The 20,924-nt window shown below is 70.4% G+C and carries 16 protein-coding genes; 11 read left to right on the top strand and 5 right to left on the bottom strand.

What is annotated here, in order from left to right; all coding sequences use genetic code 11:
• Positions 1-172 precede the first annotated feature (172 nt).
• From P8T65_RS26990 to P8T65_RS26960, 7 genes are all read left to right on the top strand, one after another.
• On the top strand, positions 173-3,400 hold the full coding sequence (locus tag P8T65_RS26990; RefSeq protein ID WP_316727816.1) for a cytochrome P450: 3,228 nt from the start codon (positions 173-175) through the stop codon (positions 3,398-3,400).
• Positions 3,401-3,479: 79 nt separating this feature from the next.
• Positions 3,480-4,886 carry an FAD-dependent oxidoreductase gene (locus P8T65_RS26985; protein ID WP_316727815.1) on the top strand — a complete coding sequence of 469 codons (1,407 nt, stop codon included), beginning with the start codon at positions 3,480-3,482 and terminating at the stop codon, positions 4,884-4,886.
• A gap of 35 nt (positions 4,887-4,921) precedes the next feature.
• Entirely contained in the window at positions 4,922-5,410 is a 489-nt protein-coding gene (locus P8T65_RS26980) for an SRPBCC family protein (protein ID WP_316727814.1), read from the top strand.
• Positions 5,411-5,515: 105 nt separating this feature from the next.
• Positions 5,516-6,580, top strand: a complete 1,065-nt coding sequence (locus P8T65_RS26975; protein WP_316727813.1) for a zinc-binding dehydrogenase — start codon at positions 5,516-5,518, stop codon at positions 6,578-6,580.
• A 94-nt stretch (positions 6,581-6,674) separates the two neighbouring features.
• Complete coding sequence (locus tag P8T65_RS26970) at positions 6,675-7,622, top strand: protein kinase domain-containing protein (protein ID WP_316727812.1); 948 nt, start codon at positions 6,675-6,677, stop codon at positions 7,620-7,622.
• 60 nt (positions 7,623-7,682) lie between these two features.
• Entirely contained in the window at positions 7,683-7,988 is a 306-nt protein-coding gene (locus P8T65_RS26965) for a hypothetical protein (RefSeq protein ID WP_316727811.1), read from the top strand.
• 158 nt (positions 7,989-8,146) lie between these two features.
• Positions 8,147-10,798 (top strand): RICIN domain-containing protein, encoded by a 2,652-nt coding sequence (locus tag P8T65_RS26960; RefSeq protein WP_316724177.1) that lies wholly within the window; start codon positions 8,147-8,149, stop codon positions 10,796-10,798.
• 352 nt (positions 10,799-11,150) lie between these two features.
• Here P8T65_RS26960 and P8T65_RS26955 read toward each other — a convergent pair whose 3' ends face one another.
• From P8T65_RS26955 to P8T65_RS26935, 5 genes are all read right to left on the bottom strand, one after another.
• A complete protein-coding gene (locus P8T65_RS26955) occupies positions 11,151-13,676 on the bottom strand; it encodes a non-reducing end alpha-L-arabinofuranosidase family hydrolase (protein WP_316727810.1) in 2,526 nt (841 codons plus the stop codon).
• 271 nt (positions 13,677-13,947) lie between these two features.
• Positions 13,948-14,751: a hypothetical protein gene (locus P8T65_RS26950; RefSeq protein ID WP_316727809.1), complete on the bottom strand. Its 804-nt coding sequence runs from the start codon at positions 14,749-14,751 to the stop codon at positions 13,948-13,950.
• Positions 14,748-15,278: a SigE family RNA polymerase sigma factor gene (locus P8T65_RS26945; RefSeq protein ID WP_316727808.1), complete on the bottom strand. Its 531-nt coding sequence runs from the start codon at positions 15,276-15,278 to the stop codon at positions 14,748-14,750. The genes P8T65_RS26950 and P8T65_RS26945 overlap by 4 nt, the downstream gene beginning before the upstream one ends.
• A 360-nt stretch (positions 15,279-15,638) precedes the next feature.
• Entirely contained in the window at positions 15,639-15,791 is a 153-nt protein-coding gene (locus P8T65_RS26940; protein ID WP_316727807.1) for a hypothetical protein, read from the bottom strand.
• Positions 15,792-15,808: 17 nt separating this feature from the next.
• Complete coding sequence (locus tag P8T65_RS26935; protein ID WP_316727806.1) at positions 15,809-16,021, bottom strand: helix-turn-helix domain-containing protein; 213 nt, start codon at positions 16,019-16,021, stop codon at positions 15,809-15,811.
• 145 nt (positions 16,022-16,166) lie between these two features.
• On the opposite strand from P8T65_RS26935, the gene P8T65_RS26930 reads away from it, so the two are divergent.
• The 4 genes from P8T65_RS26930 to P8T65_RS26915 are packed head-to-tail and all read left to right on the top strand — an operon-like array spanning position 16,167 to position 20,842.
• Positions 16,167-17,000: an alpha/beta hydrolase gene (locus tag P8T65_RS26930; RefSeq protein ID WP_316727805.1), complete on the top strand. Its 834-nt coding sequence runs from the start codon at positions 16,167-16,169 to the stop codon at positions 16,998-17,000.
• Positions 17,001-17,019: 19 nt separating this feature from the next.
• Entirely contained in the window at positions 17,020-17,925 is a 906-nt protein-coding gene (locus P8T65_RS26925; protein ID WP_316727803.1) for an alpha/beta hydrolase, read from the top strand.
• Positions 17,922-19,520 carry an FAD-dependent oxidoreductase gene (locus P8T65_RS26920; RefSeq protein ID WP_316727802.1) on the top strand — a complete coding sequence of 533 codons (1,599 nt, stop codon included), beginning with the start codon at positions 17,922-17,924 and terminating at the stop codon, positions 19,518-19,520. Before P8T65_RS26925 ends, P8T65_RS26920 begins: the two co-directional genes overlap by 4 nt.
• Entirely contained in the window at positions 19,517-20,842 is a 1,326-nt protein-coding gene (locus P8T65_RS26915; protein WP_316727801.1) for an amidohydrolase family protein, read from the top strand. The genes P8T65_RS26920 and P8T65_RS26915 overlap by 4 nt, the downstream gene beginning before the upstream one ends.
• The last annotated feature ends 82 nt before the right edge of the window (positions 20,843-20,924 follow it).

Below are 20,924 nucleotides of genomic sequence, written 5' to 3'. Positions count from 1 at the left end.
TCCCTCGCCGGCCTGAGGCTTCCAGCCGGGACGGAAAGCCCTGCGCCAAGGCTCCACACAACTCCATCACGCGACCACGTCCCACAATCCAGTCGTACGACATTGTCAGTCGATAAAGTCTGCGATAGGTTGACGCCCATCGCTGCACAGCCCGTGACCGAAAGGCATGCTCATGTCCAACGCGCCTCTTTCCGGAACCGCGCGGATCCCCGAGCGCCCGGCTCTTCCCCTGATCGGCCATGCGCTCGACGTCCCCGGCGGAGCCGAGGGCCTCGCCTATGTCATGAAGGAGGCCAAGGAGCTGGGGCCGCTGTTCAAGCTCCGGATCTTCGGCACCGAGATCAACTTCGTCTCCGGCCTCGACCTCGTCTCCGAACTGGCGGACGAGACCCGCTTCCGCAAGAACGTCCACCCCGATCTCGTGATCCTCCGGGAGATCGGCGGGGACGGGCTGTTCACGGCCTACGGCGACGAGCCCAACTGGCGCAAGGCGCACGACGTCCTGATGCCGGCGTTCTCCCTGGGTGCGATGCGGGGCTACCACGCGACGATGCTCAAGGTCGCCCGGGAGCTGATCACCAAGTGGGACCGGGCGGCCGGGGAGCTTCCGGTGGACGTGGCCGCCGACATGACCCGGCTGACCTTCGACACGATCGGGCTGTGCGGCTTCGGCTACGACTTCGAATCCTTCCGCCGCGACGAGCCGCACCCCTTCATCACGGCACTCGCGAGGGCACTGGACTTCGCCCAGGCCAAGGGCGAGTCCATCCCCGGGGCCGAGTTGTTCCAGTGGAAGAAGGCGGAGCAGTTCCGCAAGGACGTCACCCTGATGAAGGACCTGGTCGACGATGTGATCCGACAGCGGAGGGCGGACGGCGACCAGAGCACCGACGACCTGCTGGGGCGGATGCTGCACACCCGCGACGAGGTGAGCGGTGAGCCGCTGGACGACATCAACATCCGCTACCAGGCGATCACCTTCCTCATCGCCGGTCACGAGACCACCAGTGGCCTGCTGTCGTTCGCGCTGTACTACCTGACCAAGCACCCCGAGGTACTGGCCCGCGCCCAGGCCGAAGTGGACGCCCTGTGGGGCGACGCGGCCGACCCCGACCCCCAGTACACGGACATCGGCAAACTCACCTACGTCCGCCAGATCCTCAGCGAGAGTCTGCGGCTGTGGCCCACGGCGCCGGCATACGCGGTCGAGCCCCTCGCCGACACGGTCATCGCGGGCAAGTACGCCGTGCGCCAGGGCGAGTCGCTGATGGTGCTGATCCCGCAGCTCCACCGGGATCCCGCCTGGGGGGACAACGTCGAACTGTTCGACCCGGAGCGGTTCTCGGCCGAGAGGGAGGCCGCACGCCCGGTCCACCTGTTCAAGCCGTTCGGCAGCGGCGAAAGGGCCTGCATCGGCCGCCAGTTCGCGCTGCACGAGGCGACGCTCGTCCTCGCCCTGCTGGTACACCGGTTCCGCCTGATCGACCACACCGACTACCAGCTCAAGATCAAGCAGTCCCTCACCCTCAAGCCCGACGACTTCACCCTGAACCTGGCCCGGCGCGACAGCGGCGAGCGCCGCCTGCCCACCGCCGCCGCCGCCGTCAGCGCACCCGCCGAACAGGCGCGGCCCGCCGCCCGGCGTGCGGCCGGTACGACACTGACCGTGCTGCACGGCTCGAATCTCGGGACCTGCTCCGGCATCGCCGCCGACCTCGCCGTGGACGGCGACGAGCACGGCTTCGCCACCGCCGTCCGCTCCCTCGACGACGCCGCGGGCGAACTCACCGGCACCGGCGGCCCGGTGGTGATCGTCGCCGCCTCCTACAACGGCAGGCCCACCGACGACGCCGCCCGTTTCGTGTCATGGCTGGAGGAGTTGCGGCCCGGCTCGCTCGACGGCGTCGAGTACGCGGTTCTCGGCGTCGGCGACCGCAACTGGGCCGCCACCTACCAGCGCATCCCGACGCTCATCGACGAGCGGCTCGCCGCCGCCGGTGCGACGCCCCTGCAGGAGCGGGGCGCCGCCGACGCCGCGGGGGACTTCGCCGGCACCGTCGACCGGTGGACCGGCGACCTGTGGAACACCCTGCTGGAGAAGTACGGGAGCCCGGTGCAGGCCGGCGCCGAACCGACCGGACAGAGCGGCGAAGCCGACGCCGACCAGGGGCTGTACGAGCTGCAGGACGCCACGGAGTCGGTCACCGGCCCGCTCGCGGCACGGCACGGCGTGCAGCCCATGGAGGTGCTGGACGCCTACGAAATGGTCGACATGGACCACCCGCTCGGCCGCTCCAAGCGCTTCATCCGGCTGCGGCTGCCCGACGGCGTCACCTACCGCACCGGCGACCACCTCGCGGTGCTTCCACGCAACTCGGCCGCCCTCGTGCAGCGGGTCGCCGACCGCTTCGGCCTCGACCTGGACCGCACCGTACGGCTGAAAGCACGCCGCCGCAGCCGCAACGCCCTGCCCGTCGACCGCCCGCTGACCCTGCGTCAACTGCTCACGGACTTCGTGGAGCTGCAGGACACCGCGACCCAGGAGCAGGTCGCCGTACTCGCCGAGCACACCGCCTGCCCGCCCGAGCACCGCCCCCTCGCGGAACTCGCCGAGGCGAAGCCCGACGTCTTCCGCGAGCAGGTCACCGACGCCGGATGCAGCCTCCTGGCCCTGCTGGAGCGCTACCGGGCCTGCGAGCTGCCGTTCGAGCACTTCCTGGAACTGCTGCCCGTGCTGCGGCCACGGCACTACTCGATCTCCTCGTCCGCCGCGGCCGCGCCCGGCGAAGTGGACCTGATGGTGTCGCTCCTCAAAGCCCCTCACCGCGGCGGCGAGGGCACCTTCCACGGCATCGCCTCCCACTACCTGCAGACGGTCGGCGCGGGCGACACCCTCCAGGCGCGGGTGCTCCCCTGCAGCGAAGCCTTCCGCCTGCCGCAGGACCCGGCCACCCCCGTGATCCTGATCAGCGCGGGCACCGGGGTGGCACCCTTCCGCGGTGCCGTCCTCGACCGACTGCACGGCAAGGCGACCGGGACACTGCTGTGCTACTTCGGCTGCGACCACCCCGATGTCGACTTCCTCCACCGCGACGAACTCCAGGCGGCCGAGGACGCCGGAGCCGTCAGTCTGCGCCCCGTCTTCAGCCACGCCCCGGAGGACGGCGCCCGTTTCGTCCAGGACCGCATCGCCAAGGAGAGCGCCGAGGTCTGGTCGGTCCTGCAGGCCGGAGGACGGGTGTACGTGTGCGGCGACGGGCGCCGCATGGCCCCCGGCGTACGCGCAGCCCTCCAGGCCGTGTACCGCGAACACACCGGAGCAGGCGCCGACGAGGCCGCGGCCTGGCTGACCGCCATGACGGAGTCCGGCACGTACGTCGAGGACGTCTGGGCCGGCTGACCGACAGCCGGACGCCGCTGCTCGTGGCCGGTCACGGCCGCTGAACCAATACCTCACATCGCTGACCAAAGGAAAGATCATGACCGATACGCAGGACAGGGACGTCGCCATGGCGCGGCACGTGCGCAGGGTGGATGTGGTGGTGGTCGGTGCGGGGCTGGCCGGTCTGACCGCGGCGCGGGAGCTTGTCGCGGCGGGGAGGTCGGTGGCCGTGCTGGAGGCGCGGGACCGGGTGGGTGGGCGGCTGCTCAACCACGATCTCGGCGACGGTCAGGTGACGGAGGTCGGCGGGCAGTTCGTGGGCCCCACCCAGGACCACATCCTGGCGCTGGCCGAGGAGGTCGGCGTGGCCACCTACCAGGCCGCCGTTCCCGGCGAGACCGTCTACGTCAACGACGGCAGGGCCAAGCGGTTCACGGGGCACACCCCGCCGGACCTGCTCGCCCTGCCGGACATGGGGATCGCTCTGGCGCGTATCGGGCAGGCGGCGGGCAAGGTGGATCCGGCCGCCCCCTGGAAGGCCCCGAACGCCCGTGAGCTGGACGGCATGACCTACGAGACCTGGCTGCGCAAGGCCGAGATCACCGGCGACGCCGTCGACATGATCAACCTGTTCCTGAACTCCGCCTACGGCGGCGAGGCCCGTGACGCCTCCGCCCTGTTCAGCCTCTGGTACGTCTCCACCTTCGGCAACGAGACCCACCCCGGCACCATGGAGCGCGGCACCGGAACCACCGGCGGCGCCCAGGACAGCCGCTTCGTCGGCGGCTCACAGCTCGTCGCCCAGCGCCTCGCCGAAGAACTCGACGGCCGCGTCCACCTGTCGGCGCCGGTGCGACGCGTCAGCCAGGACTCCACCGGTGTCACCGTGGTCTCCGACGCCGGCGACTGGCGGGCCGACCGAGTGATCGTCGCCGTACCGCCGCTGGTGGCCTCACGGATCATGTGGGACCCGCTGCTGCCCGCCCAGCAGGACCAGCTCTTCCAGCGGCTGCCGTTCGGCACCCTCATGAAGTGCGTCGCCGTCTACGACAAGCCGTTCTGGCGCGAGGACGGGCTCTCCGGCATGGGCCTGCTGCGCGGCGGCTCCCCCATCCGCGAGATGTTCGACAACACCCCGCCCGACGGCGGACCCGGCGTCCTGATGGGCTTCCTCGGCGGCCGGGAATGGCGCAAGTGGGCCCACCGCCCCGCCGCCGAACGCCGCGGCGCCGTCCTGCGCTGCTTCGCCCAGGTCGTCGGGGACCGCGCCTTCGACACCGTCGACTACGTCGAGCAGGACTGGACCGCCGAGCAGTGGACCCAGGGCGGCCCCACCTCCGTCGCCGCCCCCGGCGTCCTCACCGACTACGGCCACTGGATGGCACGCCCCCACCACCGCGTGCACTGGGCAGGCGCCGAGTTCTCCCCCTACTGGAACGGCTACATGGACGGCGCCGTCCGCTCCGGCCGGACCACCGCCACCGAACTCCTCCACCAGAACTGAGCGCAAGAAGTACCGACAAGCAAGGGAACCCTGTCATGAACCGTTTCGTCGTCGCCGAGACCGCCGTCATCAACGCCCCCCTCGGGCGGGTCTGGGACGTCATCTCCCGCACCGACCGCTACGCCGAGTGGGTCGCCGGAGCCATCGAGGTCACCGACCACCACGGCCTCGCCACCGTCGGCAAGACCTACGCCGAGCGCAACCGCACCCTCGGCCCGCTCAAGACCGACTCCCTCTGGACCGTCCAGGAGATCGAACCCCTCAAGCGCCGCGTCGACACCGGCACCGGATTCGCCCCCCTCCAGGACCTCACCAACACCTTCGAGTTCCGCCCGGTCCAGACCTCCGACGGCCGGGAGGCCACCGAGATGCTCTACCAGGTCGAATACACCATCGGCCTCGGCCCCTTGGGCCTGCTCCTCGACTCCATACAGCAGCCCGCCATGCGCGCCGGCATGCGCACCTCCATGGCCAACCTCAACACCCTGCTGCGATCCGAGGACACGAACACCGGCCGACGGTGACGCCGGTCAACGGTCGCCCGCCGCTTGCGGGCCGGGTTCTCCACGAACCCGGCCCACGCCCTTCGCAGAGATCCGCCCTTCACCCAGAGAACCGAGGTTCCGATCATGTCCACCACCATGCTGGCCGGACGTCTCCACCTGGACACCCGCACCTTCGCGGTCGAAGAGGTCCCCGTTCCCGTCCCCGGTCCCGGAGAGGTGCTGATCCAGGTCAGGGCCGCCGGAGTGTGCCTGTCCGACGTCCACCTGATCGACGGCGGCCTCACGCCTTCCTTCCCCGTCGAGGCGGTGACCCGTTCGGCCGCGGTCACCCTCGGCCACGAGGTCGCGGGCGTCATCCACACCCTGGGCCCGGGCCTGATGGGCGACTGGGCCCCCGGCATGCGGGTCGCCCTGCAGGCCGGCCAGCCGTGCGGAGCATGCGCCGACTGCATGCGCCGCTCCCCCTGTCCACGGCCGCTCACCCGCGGCGTCGACTACGACGGCGGCTGGGCCGAGTACGCCCTCGCCCGGGAGGACACCCTCGCCCCCCTCCCCGACCACCTGCCCTTCGACCAGGCCGCCATCATCCCCGACGCGGTCTCCACCCCGTATGCCGCGATCATCCAGACCGGGGCGGTCCGGCCGGCGCAGTGCGTCGGCATCTGGGGCGCCGGCGGCCTGGGCGCCCACGGCATCCGGCTCGCCCGCCTGGCCGGAGCCGCGCCCGTCATCGCCGTCGACCCGATGCCGGAGGCCCGCGATCGGGCCCTCGCCTTCGGCGCCGACATCGCACTCGACCCCGCCGACCCGGGATTCACCGAAGCCGTGGGCCTGGCCACCGGTGGCCGTGGCCTCGACGTCGCCTTCGACTTCGCGGGTTTCCCCGCGGTCCGCGAGCAGGCTGCCGCGGTCCTGGGCGCCGGCGGTGTCCTGGTCCTGGCCGGCCTCACCCCGGAACCGCTCACCGTCACCGACAGCACATCGTTCAGCTACCGCGCCAACCAGATCCGCGGTCACTACGGCTCCCAACCCGAACACGTGACCCAGCTCATCCGCCTGGCCGCCACCGGCAGGCTCGACCTGGTGCCTTCCATCACCGATCACATCCCCCTGGCCGAGGCGGCCGACGCCGTCACCCGGCTGGAGAAGAAGACCGGCAACCCGATCCGCCTCGTCCTCACCCCGTGAACCACCCAATCCTCCTGGAGCTGGAGCCAGTTGGGGCCGCCTCGCCGGGTCCGCCGAGCGCCGCCCCAGCCGGCTCTCGACGCTTCCTCCCATCGTGCACCGGGACATCAAGCCGGCCAACGTCATGCTGACCTGGGCCGGAGAGGTCAAGGTCATGGACTTCGGGATCGCCCGGGACGCGCGGGACGCGGGCACGACGCAGACGTCCGCCGTGATCGGAACCGCCCCGTACCTCGCGCCGGAACAGGCGATGGGGCAGGAGATCGACGCCCGTTCCGACCTGTACTCCACCGGCTGCCTGCTGTACGAACTGCTGACCTTCCGCACGCCGTTCACCGGTGAGACCCCGATGGCGGTGATCTACCAGCACATCCAGGAGACCCCGCGCCCACCGAGCCTCTTCAACCCCGAGGTCAGCCCGCAGGTGGACGCGATCGTCCTGCGGGCCCTGGAGAAGGACCCCGCCTGCCGCTACGAGTCCGCGGAGCACATGCTCGCCGACATCGAGGCGTACCTCGGTACGGGGCTCCTGGTCTCGGGCGCCGAACTTCCCCCGGGACAGACCGACTTCCCGTACGACGATGCCGAGCAGGAGGAGAGCGGCCATCATCGAGGAAGCGCTCTGCTGATCATGGCTGGCGTGGCGGTCGTGGTCCTGGCACTGGTGCTGGGCTGGTTCATGTTCGGGCGTGGTACGGCCGGCGACGGCATGGTTGGTGTACCCGACCTTGTGGGCCAGACCCTGGGGGCGGCCCGGAGTGCGGCGGAAAACGTCGACCTCACCGTCACCGTCGACAGGTGGGAGCCTTGCGCCGACCAACCGAAGGGCCACGTCTGCGAACAGAGCCCGCAGGAAGGGAGCATCGCCAAGGGCGAGGCGGTCTCCGTCACCGTCTCCACCGGTGCACCCGAGGTCGAGGTGCCGGACGTGACGGACAAGGACACGGGGACGGGGACGGGGACGGGGACGGGTGGTGATACGAGTGGTGAGACAGAGACTCCGACACCTCCGCTGTCGCCGGCCCTCCCGATCCCGGCGTGACGCTCGGCAGGGCCGATCCCTGCTCGCGGTCGCCCGGCCTACTCCAGCTTCCTGGCCCCGATGATGATGCGGGACCGTCAACGCCGGGTTCTGGGCCGAAACGGCACCGGCGCGGCCACCGCTGCCCTGATCGCCGCCGGAGTGGACGGCGCCACCGCGGCCGCCACGGTCCGTCGCCCGCACGGAACCGGGCACTGTATGACCAGCGGGAACCGCAGAAACCCCGCCGGAGCCGGCCTCACCCCCTCGCCATCGCAGCCGCCCTTGTCACAGTGGCTCTCCTTCCCCCTTCCCCTCGCGTTCGACCGGGCCGTCGCGACGCGCATCGAGGTTCTCGTGCGCGGCATCCGCCTGCCCAGACGCTGATCCACTGCCGCCGCACCACGAAGTGCCCTGAAAGTTTCTCCGGTTCGCGGCAACCCTTTGCGGGGCCTGTGACAACAAGAGAGCGGATCCGGTCAGTTCCGGTGGCCCGGGATCCGGATTTCCTCCGATGAACAGCGTGCAAGGAGAACCTCTCCCTCATGGACAACCCCACGAACGGCGGGCGCCGCGGGCGTCATCGCCGTCGCTGGACCGCGACCGGTCTGCTGCTCGGCGCCCCCGCTCTCGTCGTGCCGTATCTCCTGTTCGCGCAGGAGGACTCACAGGCCGCGACGATCGACTCAGGCGCCTACTACCGGCTGGTCTCGGTGCGCAGCGGCAAGGTCCTGGACGTCAACGGTTTCTCCACTGCCGACGGCACCCGTATCCAGCAGTGGACCGACCAGAACACCGCCAACCAGCAGTGGAAGCTGAAGCCCGTCGGGGACGGGTACTTCGAGCTGGTGAACCGCAACAGCGGCAAGGTGCTGGGCATAGCAGGCAATTCCACCGATCGGGCGGCCGCCGCCGAGCAGCAGACCGACAGCTCCGCGACCTCCCAGGAGTGGAAGGTCGACGAGGTGAGCGGTTCCGAGGCCGTCACCCTCACCTCCCGCAGGAGCGGTCAGGCCCTGGATGTCTCCGGGGGTTCCACGGCCCAGGGCGCGGCGGTCATCCAGTATCCGGGCCACGGCGGCACCAACCAGCAGTGGAAGCTGGTGAAGGTCGCCGAGGCCCAGGCGTCCAGGGCCGGCGGGGAGCAGACGACGGCCGCGGCCGGGCCGTATGTGTGGAAGAACGCCCAGGTGGTGGGTGGCGGTTACGTCACCGGTCTGGTGTTCAACCAGAAGGAGAGGGGTCTGCTGTACGCGCGTACCGACATGGGTGGCGCCTACCGCTGGGACACCGGGGCCGAGCAGTGGATCCCGCTGACCGACTGGCTCGGTGAGAAGGACTGGAACCTGCTGGGCATCGACTCGCTGGCCACCGACCCCGTCGACCCCAAGCGGCTCTACCTCGGGACGGGCACCTACACCAACGAGTGGGCGGGCAACGGCGCGATCCTGCGCTCCACCGACCAGGGCCGCACCTTCCAGCGCACCGATCTGCCGTTCAAGCTGGGCGCCAACGAACCCGGCCGTGGCACGGGCGAACGGCTCGTGGTCGACCCCGCGGACAACAGCACCCTGCTGCTGGGCACCCGCAAGAACGGCCTGTGGCGCAGCACCGACCACGGCGCGACCTGGAAGCAGGTCTCCTCGTTCCCGGTCAAGGACGGGGCGGGCAGCGGCGCGGGCATCTCGTTCGTGACGTACGGCAAGGCCGGCAGCAACACGGTCTACGTCGGTGTCAACGACAAGTCCACCTCCCTGTACCGCTCCACCGACGGCGGCAGCAGCTGGCAGGCCGTTTCCGGGCAGCCCACCGGCCAGATGCCGCACCACGGTGTGATCTCCGGTGACGGGTCGCTGTACCTGTCCTACAGCAACAGCATCGGCCCCATGGACGCGACGGCGGGCTCGGTGTGGAAGTACACGCCGTCCAGCGGCGCGTGGAAGAACATCTCCCCCTCCCAGGGCGGTTACGGGTTCTCCGGTCTGTCCGTCGACCCGCAGAAGCCCTCCACGGTGATGGTCACCACCCTCGACCGGTGGTGGCCCGAGGACGAGATCTACCGCACCACCGACGGCGGCACGACCTGGAAGGCCCTGGCCGACAAGTCGACCCGGAACGCCTCCGGCGCTCCGTACGTCGGCACCCACACCGGGCACTGGATGACCGCCCTGGCCATCGATCCCTTCGACTCCGGGCACGTGCTGTACGGCACCGGCAACGCCATCTGGCGCAGCAAGGACGCCAACGCCTCCGACAGCGGCGGCACCAGCCACTGGGTCTCCGGGGCCCGCGGGCTGGAGGAGACCTCGCTGATGGACGCGATCGCCCCGCCCGGCGGCGCCACCGTCATCACCTCCATGGGCGACCAGGGCGGCTTCCGCCACGACTCCCTGACCGAGGTGCCCGCCGGGCGGCTGAAGAGCCCGCTGATGAACAACAGCACCGACATCGACTTCGCCCAGTCCAAGCCCTCGGTGATGGTCCGCGTCGGCACGGGCGACACGGGCGACGGCGGCTACTCCACCGACGGCGGCAGCACCTGGAACGCCTTCAAGGCAGAACCGGTCGCCGACGCGAGCAGCGGCCGCATCGCGCTCGCCGCGGACGGCTCCACCATCGTGTGGACCCAAGCAGGCCAGGCCCCCTACCGCTCGACCGACAACGGAGCGAGCTGGTCCAAGGTCAGCGGCCTGGGCACCGACGCCGTGGTCGTCGCCGACCGCTCCACAGCCAAGACCTTCTACTCCCTGTCTGGCGGCAAGCTCTTCGCCAGCACCGACGGCGGCGCGACCTTCACCGCCCGCGCCACCAGCCTGCCCTCCGGCCGGCTCACCGCCGTCCCCGGCATCGCCGGAGACCTGTGGATCGCCGGCAGTGACAAGGGACTGCTGCACTCCACCGACGGCGGCCGCACCTTCACCACGCTCACCACGGTGAAGTCCGCCTCCGCCCTCGGCTTCGGCAAGGCCAAGACGGGCACCGACTACCAGGCCCTCTACCTGCTCGGCACCGTCGACAACGTCACCGGAGTCTTCCGCTCCACCGACAAGGGCGCCACCTGGCTCCGCATCAACGACGACGCCCACCAGTGGGGCGCCATCGGCAGCCTCGGCGTCATCACCGGCGACCCCGACACCTACGGACGCGTCTACATCGGCACCAACGGACGCGGCCTCCAGTACGGCGACCCGTCCTGACCCAAGCGCCCAAGCAGGGGTCGCAGGCCGTGCGCCTGCGGCCCCTGCACTGTGTTTGAGGGACCTCACACGGACGTGGGCCGCCAGTTCGCTTCACCGGTACGTCGTGAACGATGCCGACCGGCGCGCCCCAGCCGGCTATCTGCACGCGGCGCCCTCGGCTCCGGCCGCAACTTCGGGGTACGGCAGCCACAGAGACGCTGCCTCCGTACTCGATACTCGATCGTCAGCCGTCAGCCGTCAGCTGACGCCCGCGTCGGCGACGGTCGACCTTGTCGGGCCCGCAAAAGAGAGGAACCCCAGCCGATGCACGGCTGGGGTTCCTCTCTGTGGTGAGTGTCGATCAGGCGGGTCAGCGCTTCAGGGTGAGGATGCCCGGCCGGTACGGCAGGTTGTCGTAGGAGGTGTTCGGCGGTGTGTTGGGCGACTTGCCCTGGTAGAGGAACTGCAGGTTGCAGGGGTCGATGGTCATGGTCTGATCGGGGTTGGTGCGGACCAGGTCGCCGTGGCTGATGTCGTTGGTCCAGGTGGCTCCGCTGTTGGCCTTGCCGGCGAAGGGGTTGGCCTCGGTGGCGGCCTGCGGGGTCCACGGACCGTTCAGGCTGGTGGCGGTGAAGGAGCGGAAGTAGCGCTGCTCGCTCGCACCGCGGGCCTCGACGATCATGAGGTACTGGTTCCGGCCCTTGACCTTGTAGACCTGCGGTGCCTCGAACAGGTTCTTCACCGTGTCACTCATGACCGTCGTGTACGAGGAGCCGAAGCTGCCGGGGAAGTTCCCGATCGGCATGCTCGACTTGTAGATCTTGCCGTTGTCACCGGCGAAGAACAGGTGGATGTTCTTGTCGTCGGCGATCAGGGTCTGGTCGATCGGCCCGGTCGGGGAGTCGGTGCGGGGGATGCTGCCGGTGAACAGCGGCTGCGGCGCGGACCAGCCGTCGGGGTTGGTGGGGTCGCTGGAGGTGCGGTAGCTGAAGGGCGACGGACCCCACTGGTACGCCAGCACCCAGATCTTCTTGGGCGCGAAGTAGAACAGCGTGGGCGCCACCGTCTTCTGGCTCATGCCGGTCTGGCGGGCCGAAGCCATGTCCGACCAGTTCGTGAAGGGGCTGAACGCCATCGAGCCGTAGGCCGATCCCGAGTAGTTCGACCCATAGACCAAATGCTTGCCGTTGTAGGTCACGTTGGTGAAGTCCTTCAGCGAGGCCCACCCGTTCGCCGGCTGCGCCAGCGCGCCCGTCGAGGTCCACCGGTACGTCGACGGAAGAGCACACGTGTCACTCTTCGGCGCCGTGGTCGTGTCACTCTTCGGCGCCGTGGTCGTGTCGCTCTTCGGCGCCGTGGTCGTGTCGCTCTTCGGCGCCGTGGTCGGCTGGAAGTTCCAGCGTTGGTTGCCGCCTCCGTTGGTGTCCCAGATCTGGACGGGAGTGCCGTTGGCGGTCCGACCGCCGGGGGTCTCCAGCGCCCGGCCGCTGGCGACGTTGGTGAGCGTGTAGGAGCCGTCGCTGTTCCGGCGGGCCTTCCAGTGCTGGTGGGCGCCTCCGTTGGCGTCCCAGACCGTCATCCTCGTCCCGTTGGCCGTGCGGCCTGCCGGCTCGTCCAGTACCCGGCCGCTGGCGATGTTGGTCAGGGTGTAGGAGCCGTCGCTGTTCCGGTTGGCCCGCCACTGCTGGTTGGCGGCGCCGCTGGCGTCCCACACCTGGAGCGGGGTGCCGTTGTCGTTCTGTCCTGCGGGCTCGTCGAGAACACGTCCGGAGGCCGCGTTGGAGAGCGTGTAGACCGAGCCGGAGGTGATGCCCCCGGCCTGCGTACTGCCGCTTCCGCCGCTGCCGGTACTGCCCAGGGCGGTGAGCACCGCGCTGTAGGCGGGCTTCTTGTTGCCGGCCGCGTCGAACAGCAGAGCGTTCTCACCGGTGCGCCAGGAGTCGCTGTCGCGGATGCCCCACACCGTGATGCCCGTGCAGCGAGCGACGTTCACGCACGCCTGGACGGCGTTGCTGTACGCGGTGGCGGACGCCTGGGCGATGTCGAGCTCGGTGATCTGGACGTCCACGCCGAGCGCGGCGAAGTTGGACAGGGTGGTCTGGAAGCCGGCCGGCGGGCCGCCTGCGCCGAAGTGGCTCTGGAGGCCGACGCAGTCGATGGGCACACCGCGGGACTTGAAGTCCTTGACCATCTTGTAGACGCCCTGGGTCTTGGCGTCGGACCAGTTCTCGATGTTGTAGTCGTTGTAGCAGAGCTTGGCGGAGGGGTCGGTGTTCCGGGCTGTGCGGAAGGCCTCCTCGATGAAGCCGTTGCCGAGTAGGTCCTGGAACACGGAGCTGCGGTGTTGGCCGCTGCCGCCGTCGGCAAAGGCCTCGTTGACCACGTCCCAGGCGTAGATCTTGCCCTTGTAGTGGGTCATCGTCTGGGTGATGTGGTTCTTCATCACCGTGCGCAGGGTGCCCGCGTCGGTGATGGACTTGACCCAGTCGGGCAGTTGGGAGTGCCAGACCAGGGTGTGGCCGCGCAGGCGCTGCCCGTGCGCGGAGGCGTGGCTGACGATCGAGTCGGCGGCGGCGAAGGTGAACTTCCCGCGGGAGGGTTCGATGGCGTCCCACTTCATCTCGTTCTCCGGGGTGATCATCTTGAATTCCCGGTCGAGAAGGGCGGAGTACGTGGTGTCGCCGAGCCTGCCCGCGGCCACCGCCGTGCCGAAGTAACGGCCGCTGCCGGCCGCCGCGTCGGCGGCCGTGGCCGGTGCGGAGGCCTCCGGCGTGCGTGCGGCCAGGGCGACCAGTGGTACGGCGGCACCCGCGGCGGCGAGAACCACGGAGGCGGCGATCACGCGACGGGTCGCCGGACGGCGGCGATGAGAGCGGTTCTGATCTGACAACGACATGTCCTTCTGGCAGCGGGCCCTGATCCGGCCCCGGATGCCTTCCAGTCGCCGCCACGCCCACACAGGTTGCCGCGATCTGGGAAGAATGTTCTCCGCCGTCGCCACCATCCCCACCCAGTTCCACGGCGACCTGCCTACCACCATGGACGCCACCTGCGCCGAGGGGAGCAACGCCGCCCACGGCCCTGGCCTCTGCGTCTGCTCGACCATCGACCTGTGCGGCAAGGGGCTGTGCGTCAAGGGGACTCGTCCCCTTGACGCACAGCGGCGTTCACCGGGTTGGGACGAACCCTCCCCGGACCGACGCGGAACCGTCCGAACCCTGCGCGTCGACGCGGTAGCCGTCGCCCGTGGCACTGCGGTCGCCGGAGCCGTTGTTGAACTGCGCGGCGAACTCATGGCTCCCGGCCGGCACGGTCAGGCCCGGCTTGAGGACCCAGCGGTAGACCAGCGTGCCGCCGGCCTCCTGAACGGTGACGGTGAAGTCACCGCTCGGCAGGGTCTGCCAGGTGCCGGTGTTCTTCACCCCGCCGGTCTGCACGATCCGGACCTCGACCGTGAGCGAGGTGAGCGGCTGGGTCGTCCTGAGGGCGAGGTTGCTCTGCGTCCAGTAGACGGTGCTCTGCGGATCCACCGAACCGGCCGACCACAGCGGCCCGTTCTGGCTCTCGCCGGCGGTAGGCGACGGACTGGTGGCCGACGGAGTCGGGCGCACGCTGCCCGGGGTGGTGGCCGGGGCCGGCGCGACAGGGGTGGGGCGGGCCGATGTCGGACGCGGGGAGCTGACGGTCGGGGACGGGGTGGCGGGCGTGGTCACGGTGGGCGACGGCGACGGCGACGGCGACGGCGACGAGGTGGCGACGATGGCGGCGACGGCGAGGCCGCCGGTCGCCAGGATCCCGGTGGCGGCGAGCCCGGCGAGGGCGACCCTGGCCCCGGACCTCGCGAACGGCCGTGCGCGGTGACGGACGACGGGGCCGGCCATGCCGCGTTCCACCCGGGCCAGCATCCGCGCGCGGTCGGGCCGGTGGGCCTCGGCGGCCTCGCGCAGCCGACGGTCGATCTCCTCGTTCACCGGTTCCTCCTTCCTGGCACCAGATCCCCGGCCGCTCGTGCGCCCAGTATCCTTTCCAGCTCGGCCATTCCCTTCGAGGTCTGGCTCTTCACCGTTCCGACCGATATGCCCAGCGCCGCCGCCGTGTCCTTCTCCGACAGGTCGAAGGCGTGTCGCAGCACCACGCAGGCGCGCTTGCGGAACGGCAGCCGGGCGAGCGCCGCGCGGACGTCCAGCACGGCCGCCAGGTCCGGTCCCTCCACCTTCTCGGGGCTGCGGGACCAGAACAACGTGATCCGGCGTCGCTCCCGCACCTTGCTGCGGATCCGTCCCCGCGCCAGGTTGGCCACCACCCCGCGGGCGTAGGCGAGCGGGTGGTCGGCCTGCCGCAACCGGTCCCAGCGCTGCCACAGGGCGACCAGGGCATCGGCCGCGAGGTCGTCCGCCGCGTCGGTCTCGCCGGTCAGGAGGTGTGCCAGACGGGCGAGCTCGGCATAGTGGCGTTCGAAGAATTCGTGGAACTCCGCGGATGCGTCATCGAGGACCATCCCTCGGTCGCCCTCTCCTAGCCATGATGTGCACGTTTGTTGCACATTTAACAACAACCGGGGGCGCAGCCTAACAACAGCCGGCCCGCCGCGTCGCCGATGGTCGCCGAGGTCGCCGACGCCCTGCGGACGACCGACCCCCGCGCCAGGCCGCAGCTGGGCGCGGCCGCCGGGCGGATCGCCGAACCACGCTGGACCGTCGGCTCGGCGGTGATCCCCCCAGTCCGACGCGCGCCCGTTGAACGTGGGTACGTACGGTCAGCGGGCTGATCACGCACACGGCGGCGATCTCATCGTTGAGCTGTACCGCCAGGCCGAAGTTGAGCTGTACCGCCAGGCCGAACACGTAGCGAGCCGGCGTCACATACGCGCGCGTGGCAGTGAGGCCTCGAATCCCGCCTTGAGCAGGACTGCGACACAGCGCTCCCGCAGCGCCAACGCGTTGGGGCCGACGGGAATCTGCTCGGCCGGCAGCCGGGCGGCGTTCCCGTGCCGACCCAAGGCGCGGGACATGGCGTGTGCCACCGTCCTCAGAGACTGCTGCCGGCTCGCCGAGCCAGCTCCCGGTCGTCCGGCTCGACGAGGCCGAACATGTGGTCCACGACCTGCGTCACGAGCCCTGCCCGGTTGCCGAAATGCCGGTACAGCGTCGCCGTACTCGAGCCCAGGCGCTCGGCCAGGGCCCTCATCGACAGGGCCTCCGCTCCCTCCGCGCCCTCCGCGTCCACGATCCGCAGCGCCATGGCGACGAGCCGGTCCGGTGGGACCGGCGGACGACCGGCGCGCGGCGCTCCAACCGATCCATCTCCTCGCTCAAGAGCACCGTGGCCGTGACCCGCGGGGGCTTCCTCTTGACACGACCACCATATCGGTAACAGTGTAGCCATTATGAGTACCTGGTCTGAGCCCCAGCCCGACTCCCGGTTCGTCGAGGTGGACGGCCTGCGGATCCACTACAAGCGCGCTGGGCACGGCCCGGCACTCGTGCTGCTGCACGGCAGTGCCTCATCCCTGCAGCACTTCGACCGCGCGACGGATCTGCTGTCGGATTCGTTCGATGTCATCCGTCCCGACCTGCCGGCGTTCGGACTGACGGGCCCACGCGAGGACCGCGACTACCGCATCCCGGCGTACGCGGCGACGGTGGCGGGCTTCGTGGAGGCGCTGGGCGTGCCGCGCTACGCGTCGGCCGGCAATTCCCTGGGCGGCAACATCGCCTGGAACGTCGCACTGGATCATCCGGAGCGGCTGACCGGCCTGGTGCTGGTCAATGCCACCGGCTACCCGGAGAAGACGGTGCCCGCGGGGATGCGCCTGACCCGCAACCCGCTGGTGCGCCCCCTGCTGAGGCGGGTGATGCCGCGCGGGGCACTCGAACGCAACCTGCGTGACGCCGTCGGGCCGCGCTCGCGGATCGTGGACGACGCCATGGTGGACCGCGCCCACCAGCTCATGAGCCGCCCCGGTAACCGCTCGGCCTTCGTCGACCTCTGCAACACCGACCAGCCGGACCGCAGCGCGCAGATCCCCCGCATCACGGTGCCCACGCTGGTGCTGCGCAGCGCGAGCATCGACGGCCAGCACTTCACCCGCGACATCCCCGGCGCCCAGGAGCTCGTCCACCCCCACGGCGGACATCTGCTGCCGGAGGAGGAACCGCAGTGGGTCGCGGAGGCGATCGCGACGTTCCTCGGCTCCTGCGCCGACACCCCCACGAGCTGAGGACAAGGAGGCCCGTGCCATGAAGTACTTCGTCGCCTCGGGCGAGGACCGCAAGCTCACCGCCGACTCGCGGGGGGCACTGCGCGGCAGTTTCGTCGAGCTGTCCGACGGCGTCACCCACTACGAGCTGACGGGGCCCGAGGACGGGGATGTGGTCCTGATGGCGGGCGGTCTGACCATCCCGCTGTTCTACTGGGACGGCCTCGTCAACGAGCTGCACGCCCGCGGGCTGCGCACTCTGACCTGCAGCGCCTACGGCCGCGGCTACTCCGACCGGGTACAGGCGCGATACGACGAGACGCTGTTCACGCGGCAGTTGGCCGAGCTGACGGACCGGCTCGGCCTGACGGCGCGGCCCCTGCACCTGGTCGGCACCTCCATGGGCGCGCTGGTCGGCATGACGTACGCCGCCCAGTACCGCTCGTCGGTGTCCACTCTCACCATCGTCGGCCCCGCCGGTCTCGCGAAACCGCGGTTGGCCTCCCCCGACCGGCTGCTGCGCAGCGATCTGCTGGCCGGAGTGGTCGCCCGCCGTCGCGGCCTTCAGCTGCTCCAGGGGCACCTCGGGCACAACGTCCGCGACCCCGAGCCCGGCGCGAAACTGACCGAGATGGTCCTCGGCTCCCTCCGCTTCGAGGGCTCGCTGTACGCGGTCTTCGACACCCTGCAGCACCTGCCTCTGACCGGCCGTGACGACCTCTTCCGGCGGACGGGGGCGCTGGGCATTCCGACGCTGCTGCTGTGGGGCGACGAGGACGACGTCACGCCGTCGGCGCACTTCGACACAGCGCGCGCCCTGCTGACGCCTCAGCAACATCATGTGATCGACAAATGCGGGCACATGGCCCCATTCGAACGGCCTCGCGACGTCGCCGACCAGCTCGTCCCGTTCGTCTCCGCACGCACCGAAAGGCTCGACTCATGAACAGTCCGCAGGCCGTCGACGTCCTGATCATCGGTGCCGGCCCCTCGGGCTCCGCCCTGGCGATCGACCTCGTACGCCGCGGACTCGACGTCCGGATCGTCGACAGGTCCCCCCACGCTTTCGACGGCTCGCGCGCCAAGGGCATCCAGCCCCGCAGCCTCGAAGTCCTCGAAGACCTCGGCGCTCTCGACGACGTGCTGGTCGGCGGCGACATCTATCCCAAGCTCGGGATCCATGCAGGACCCATCGGTGTGCCGTGGAAGATGTTCCCCCACAAAGAGGCAACCCCGGACGTCCCGTACCCGAACACCTGGCTGATCCCGCAGTTCCGCACGGACCGCGCCCTGCACGCCCGGCTCGGTGAGCTCGGCGGCGAGGTCGAGTTCGGCAAGGAACTGACCGAGCTGACGCAGGACGAGGACACGGTGGTCGCCAAGGTGGTGGGCGCGGACGGGGTCGAGGAGATCGTCGCCCGCTATGCCGTGGGGGCCGACGGCGGCTCCAGTGCGGTGCGGGGGCAGCTCGACATCGGTTTCGCCGGGACGACGGACGAGGCCGACCGCGTGCTGATCGTGGATGCCTCCGTGAGCGGCCTGGCCCGCAACCGGTGGCACATGTGGCCCGGCCTCGGCGGCAAGCTCATCGGCGCCTGCCCGCTGCCCGACAGCGACATGTTCCAGTGGATGATCCGGCTCACGCCCGACGAGAAGCCGCCCCGGGAGATCGGCGCCCTCATCGACCGGATCCACTCCCACACCCGCAACCGGCACATCCAGCTGCACGAGATCCACTGGAAGTCCGTGTTCCGGCCCAACATCCGTCTTGCGAAGCACTACGGCCGCGGACGTGTCTTCCTCGTGGGCGACGCCGCGCACGTCCACACCCCGGCCGGTGCCCAGGGCTTGAACACCGGTATGCAGGACGGCTACAACCTCGGCTGGAAGCTCGGCCAGGTCCTCGCCGGAGCCGACCCGGCCCTGCTGGGCACCTACGAGGCCGAGCGGCAGCCGATCGCCGCCGGGGTCCTGGGACTGTCCACGGAGAAGTGGGGCGGCCTCGCCAAGCTCGACCCCTCCAGCATGAAGCGCGGCAAGGACGAGCAGCAGCTCGCCCTGACCTACTACGGCGGCCCGCTCGCCCCCGCCGACGGCGACAGTGGCGGCACCAGCACGCTGCACGTGGGCGACCGCGCCCCGGACGCCCGACTGCTCGGCGCCGACGGCGCCGAGACCCGCCTGTTCCATCTCTTCCAGGGACCGCACTTCACCGCCATCGCCTACGGCCCGGGCGCCGCCCGGGACCTCGAACTCCTCGACTGGCCGACGACGGGCGCCCGGCTGAAGCGGCTCACCGTCGGATCGGCCGCGGGCGACGGCCGCGCCTTCTCCGACCTCGAGAACACGCTGCGGAGTGCCTACGGCCTGACCGGCGACACGCTGCTGCTGATCCGTCCCGACGGCTACATCGGGCACATCGCCACTCGGGATTTCCTCAACCCCACACAAGCCGCCGTGCGGGCATTGACGCCGCAGGCAAGGAGCCGCACCATGTCCCAGCCGAGCCCCACCTCCCCCGGTTCGGGCGCCACCGTATGAGCCGCGTACTGCTGCGCGGGGCGCAGGTCATCACGATGACGCCGGACCGGCCGGACGCCGAGCGTGTCGGCATCCTCGTCGACGGCGAGACCATCGCCGCCGTCGGCGAAACCGTCGAGGCGCCCGACGCCGAGGTCGTCGACTTCTCCGGCCGCGTCATCATCCCCGGCCTGGTCAACGCCCATCTGCACACCTGGCAGACCGCGCTGCGCTCCGCGGGCGCCGACTGGACGCTGATGGAGTACCTCACCCACCTGCACGGCGCATGCGTAGGGCACTACACCCCGGCCGACATGCACATCAGCAATCTCGCCGGCGCCCTGAACCAGCTCAACTGCGGTACCACCACCGTCGGTGACTGGTGTCACAACGCCCTGTCGCCCGAGCACGCCGACGCGGCCGTGGAGGGACTGGTCCAGGCCGGGATCCGCGCGGTCTTCCTGCACGGCACGCCCTACCGCTCGCCGGACACACCCCACCCGCTCGCCGAGATCGACCGGCTGCTCGACGGCCCCGTCCGCGACCACGGCCTCCTCACCCTGGGCATGGCCCTCCAGGGGCCGCAGTACTCCTCCGCCGAGACCGCGGTGGCCGACTTCCGAGCCGGCGCGGAACGCGGCCTCGTCGTCTCGATGCACCAGAGCGGCGGCGAACCCTCACCCGGCTGGGAAGCCGTGCGCGACGCCAGGCTGTTCAGCCCCCTGACCAACGTCGTGCACGGAGCCGGCCTGCCCGAGGACTGGCTGAAGACGCTGGTCGAGGCGGGCGTCACCTTCACCACCACCCCGGAGAACGAACTGGGCCAGGGACACGGCACCCCCATCACCGGATCCCTGCTGAGCCTGGACGCGACACCCTCTCTGGGCACCGACATCGACACCGCCGTACCCGGCACGGTCCTCACCGCCGCCCGGATCGCCCTGGCCCACCAGCGCAGCCTGGACCACGCCCACCACCGGCAGACGACCGGCATGTACGCCGACACACCGTCCGTCACCGGCAAGCAAGCGCTTGCCTGGGCCACGGTCGAAGGAGCGAAGGCACTGGGCCTGGCGGACAAGGTGGGCCGGATCGAGGCGGGCATGCAGGCCGACCTGGTCGCCGTCGACGCCCGGGCGCTCAACCTGTGGCCGGCGCACGACCCGGTCGGCACGGTCCTGCACGCCGACATCGCCAACATCGAAGCCGTGATGGTCGCCGGCACCTGGCGCAAACGCGATCATGTCCTGCTCGCATCCGGCCTCGACGAGGTCAAGGACCAGCTACGCGAGTCCGGGGAGCGGCTGCTGCGCGGCATCAGGCCCGCGGGCTCTCCCGCCTGACATACCGCGGGCGGCCCCCACGCATGAACCGCGTGCCGACGCGCACGACACCCCGTCCTCGTCGGCGCGATGGCCACGCGCC

It is taken from the genome of Streptomyces sp. 11x1 (assembly GCF_032598905.1).
GTDB lineage: Bacteria > Actinomycetota > Actinomycetes > Streptomycetales > Streptomycetaceae > Streptomyces.
This window is presented reverse-complemented; position numbering and strand designations above follow the sequence as displayed.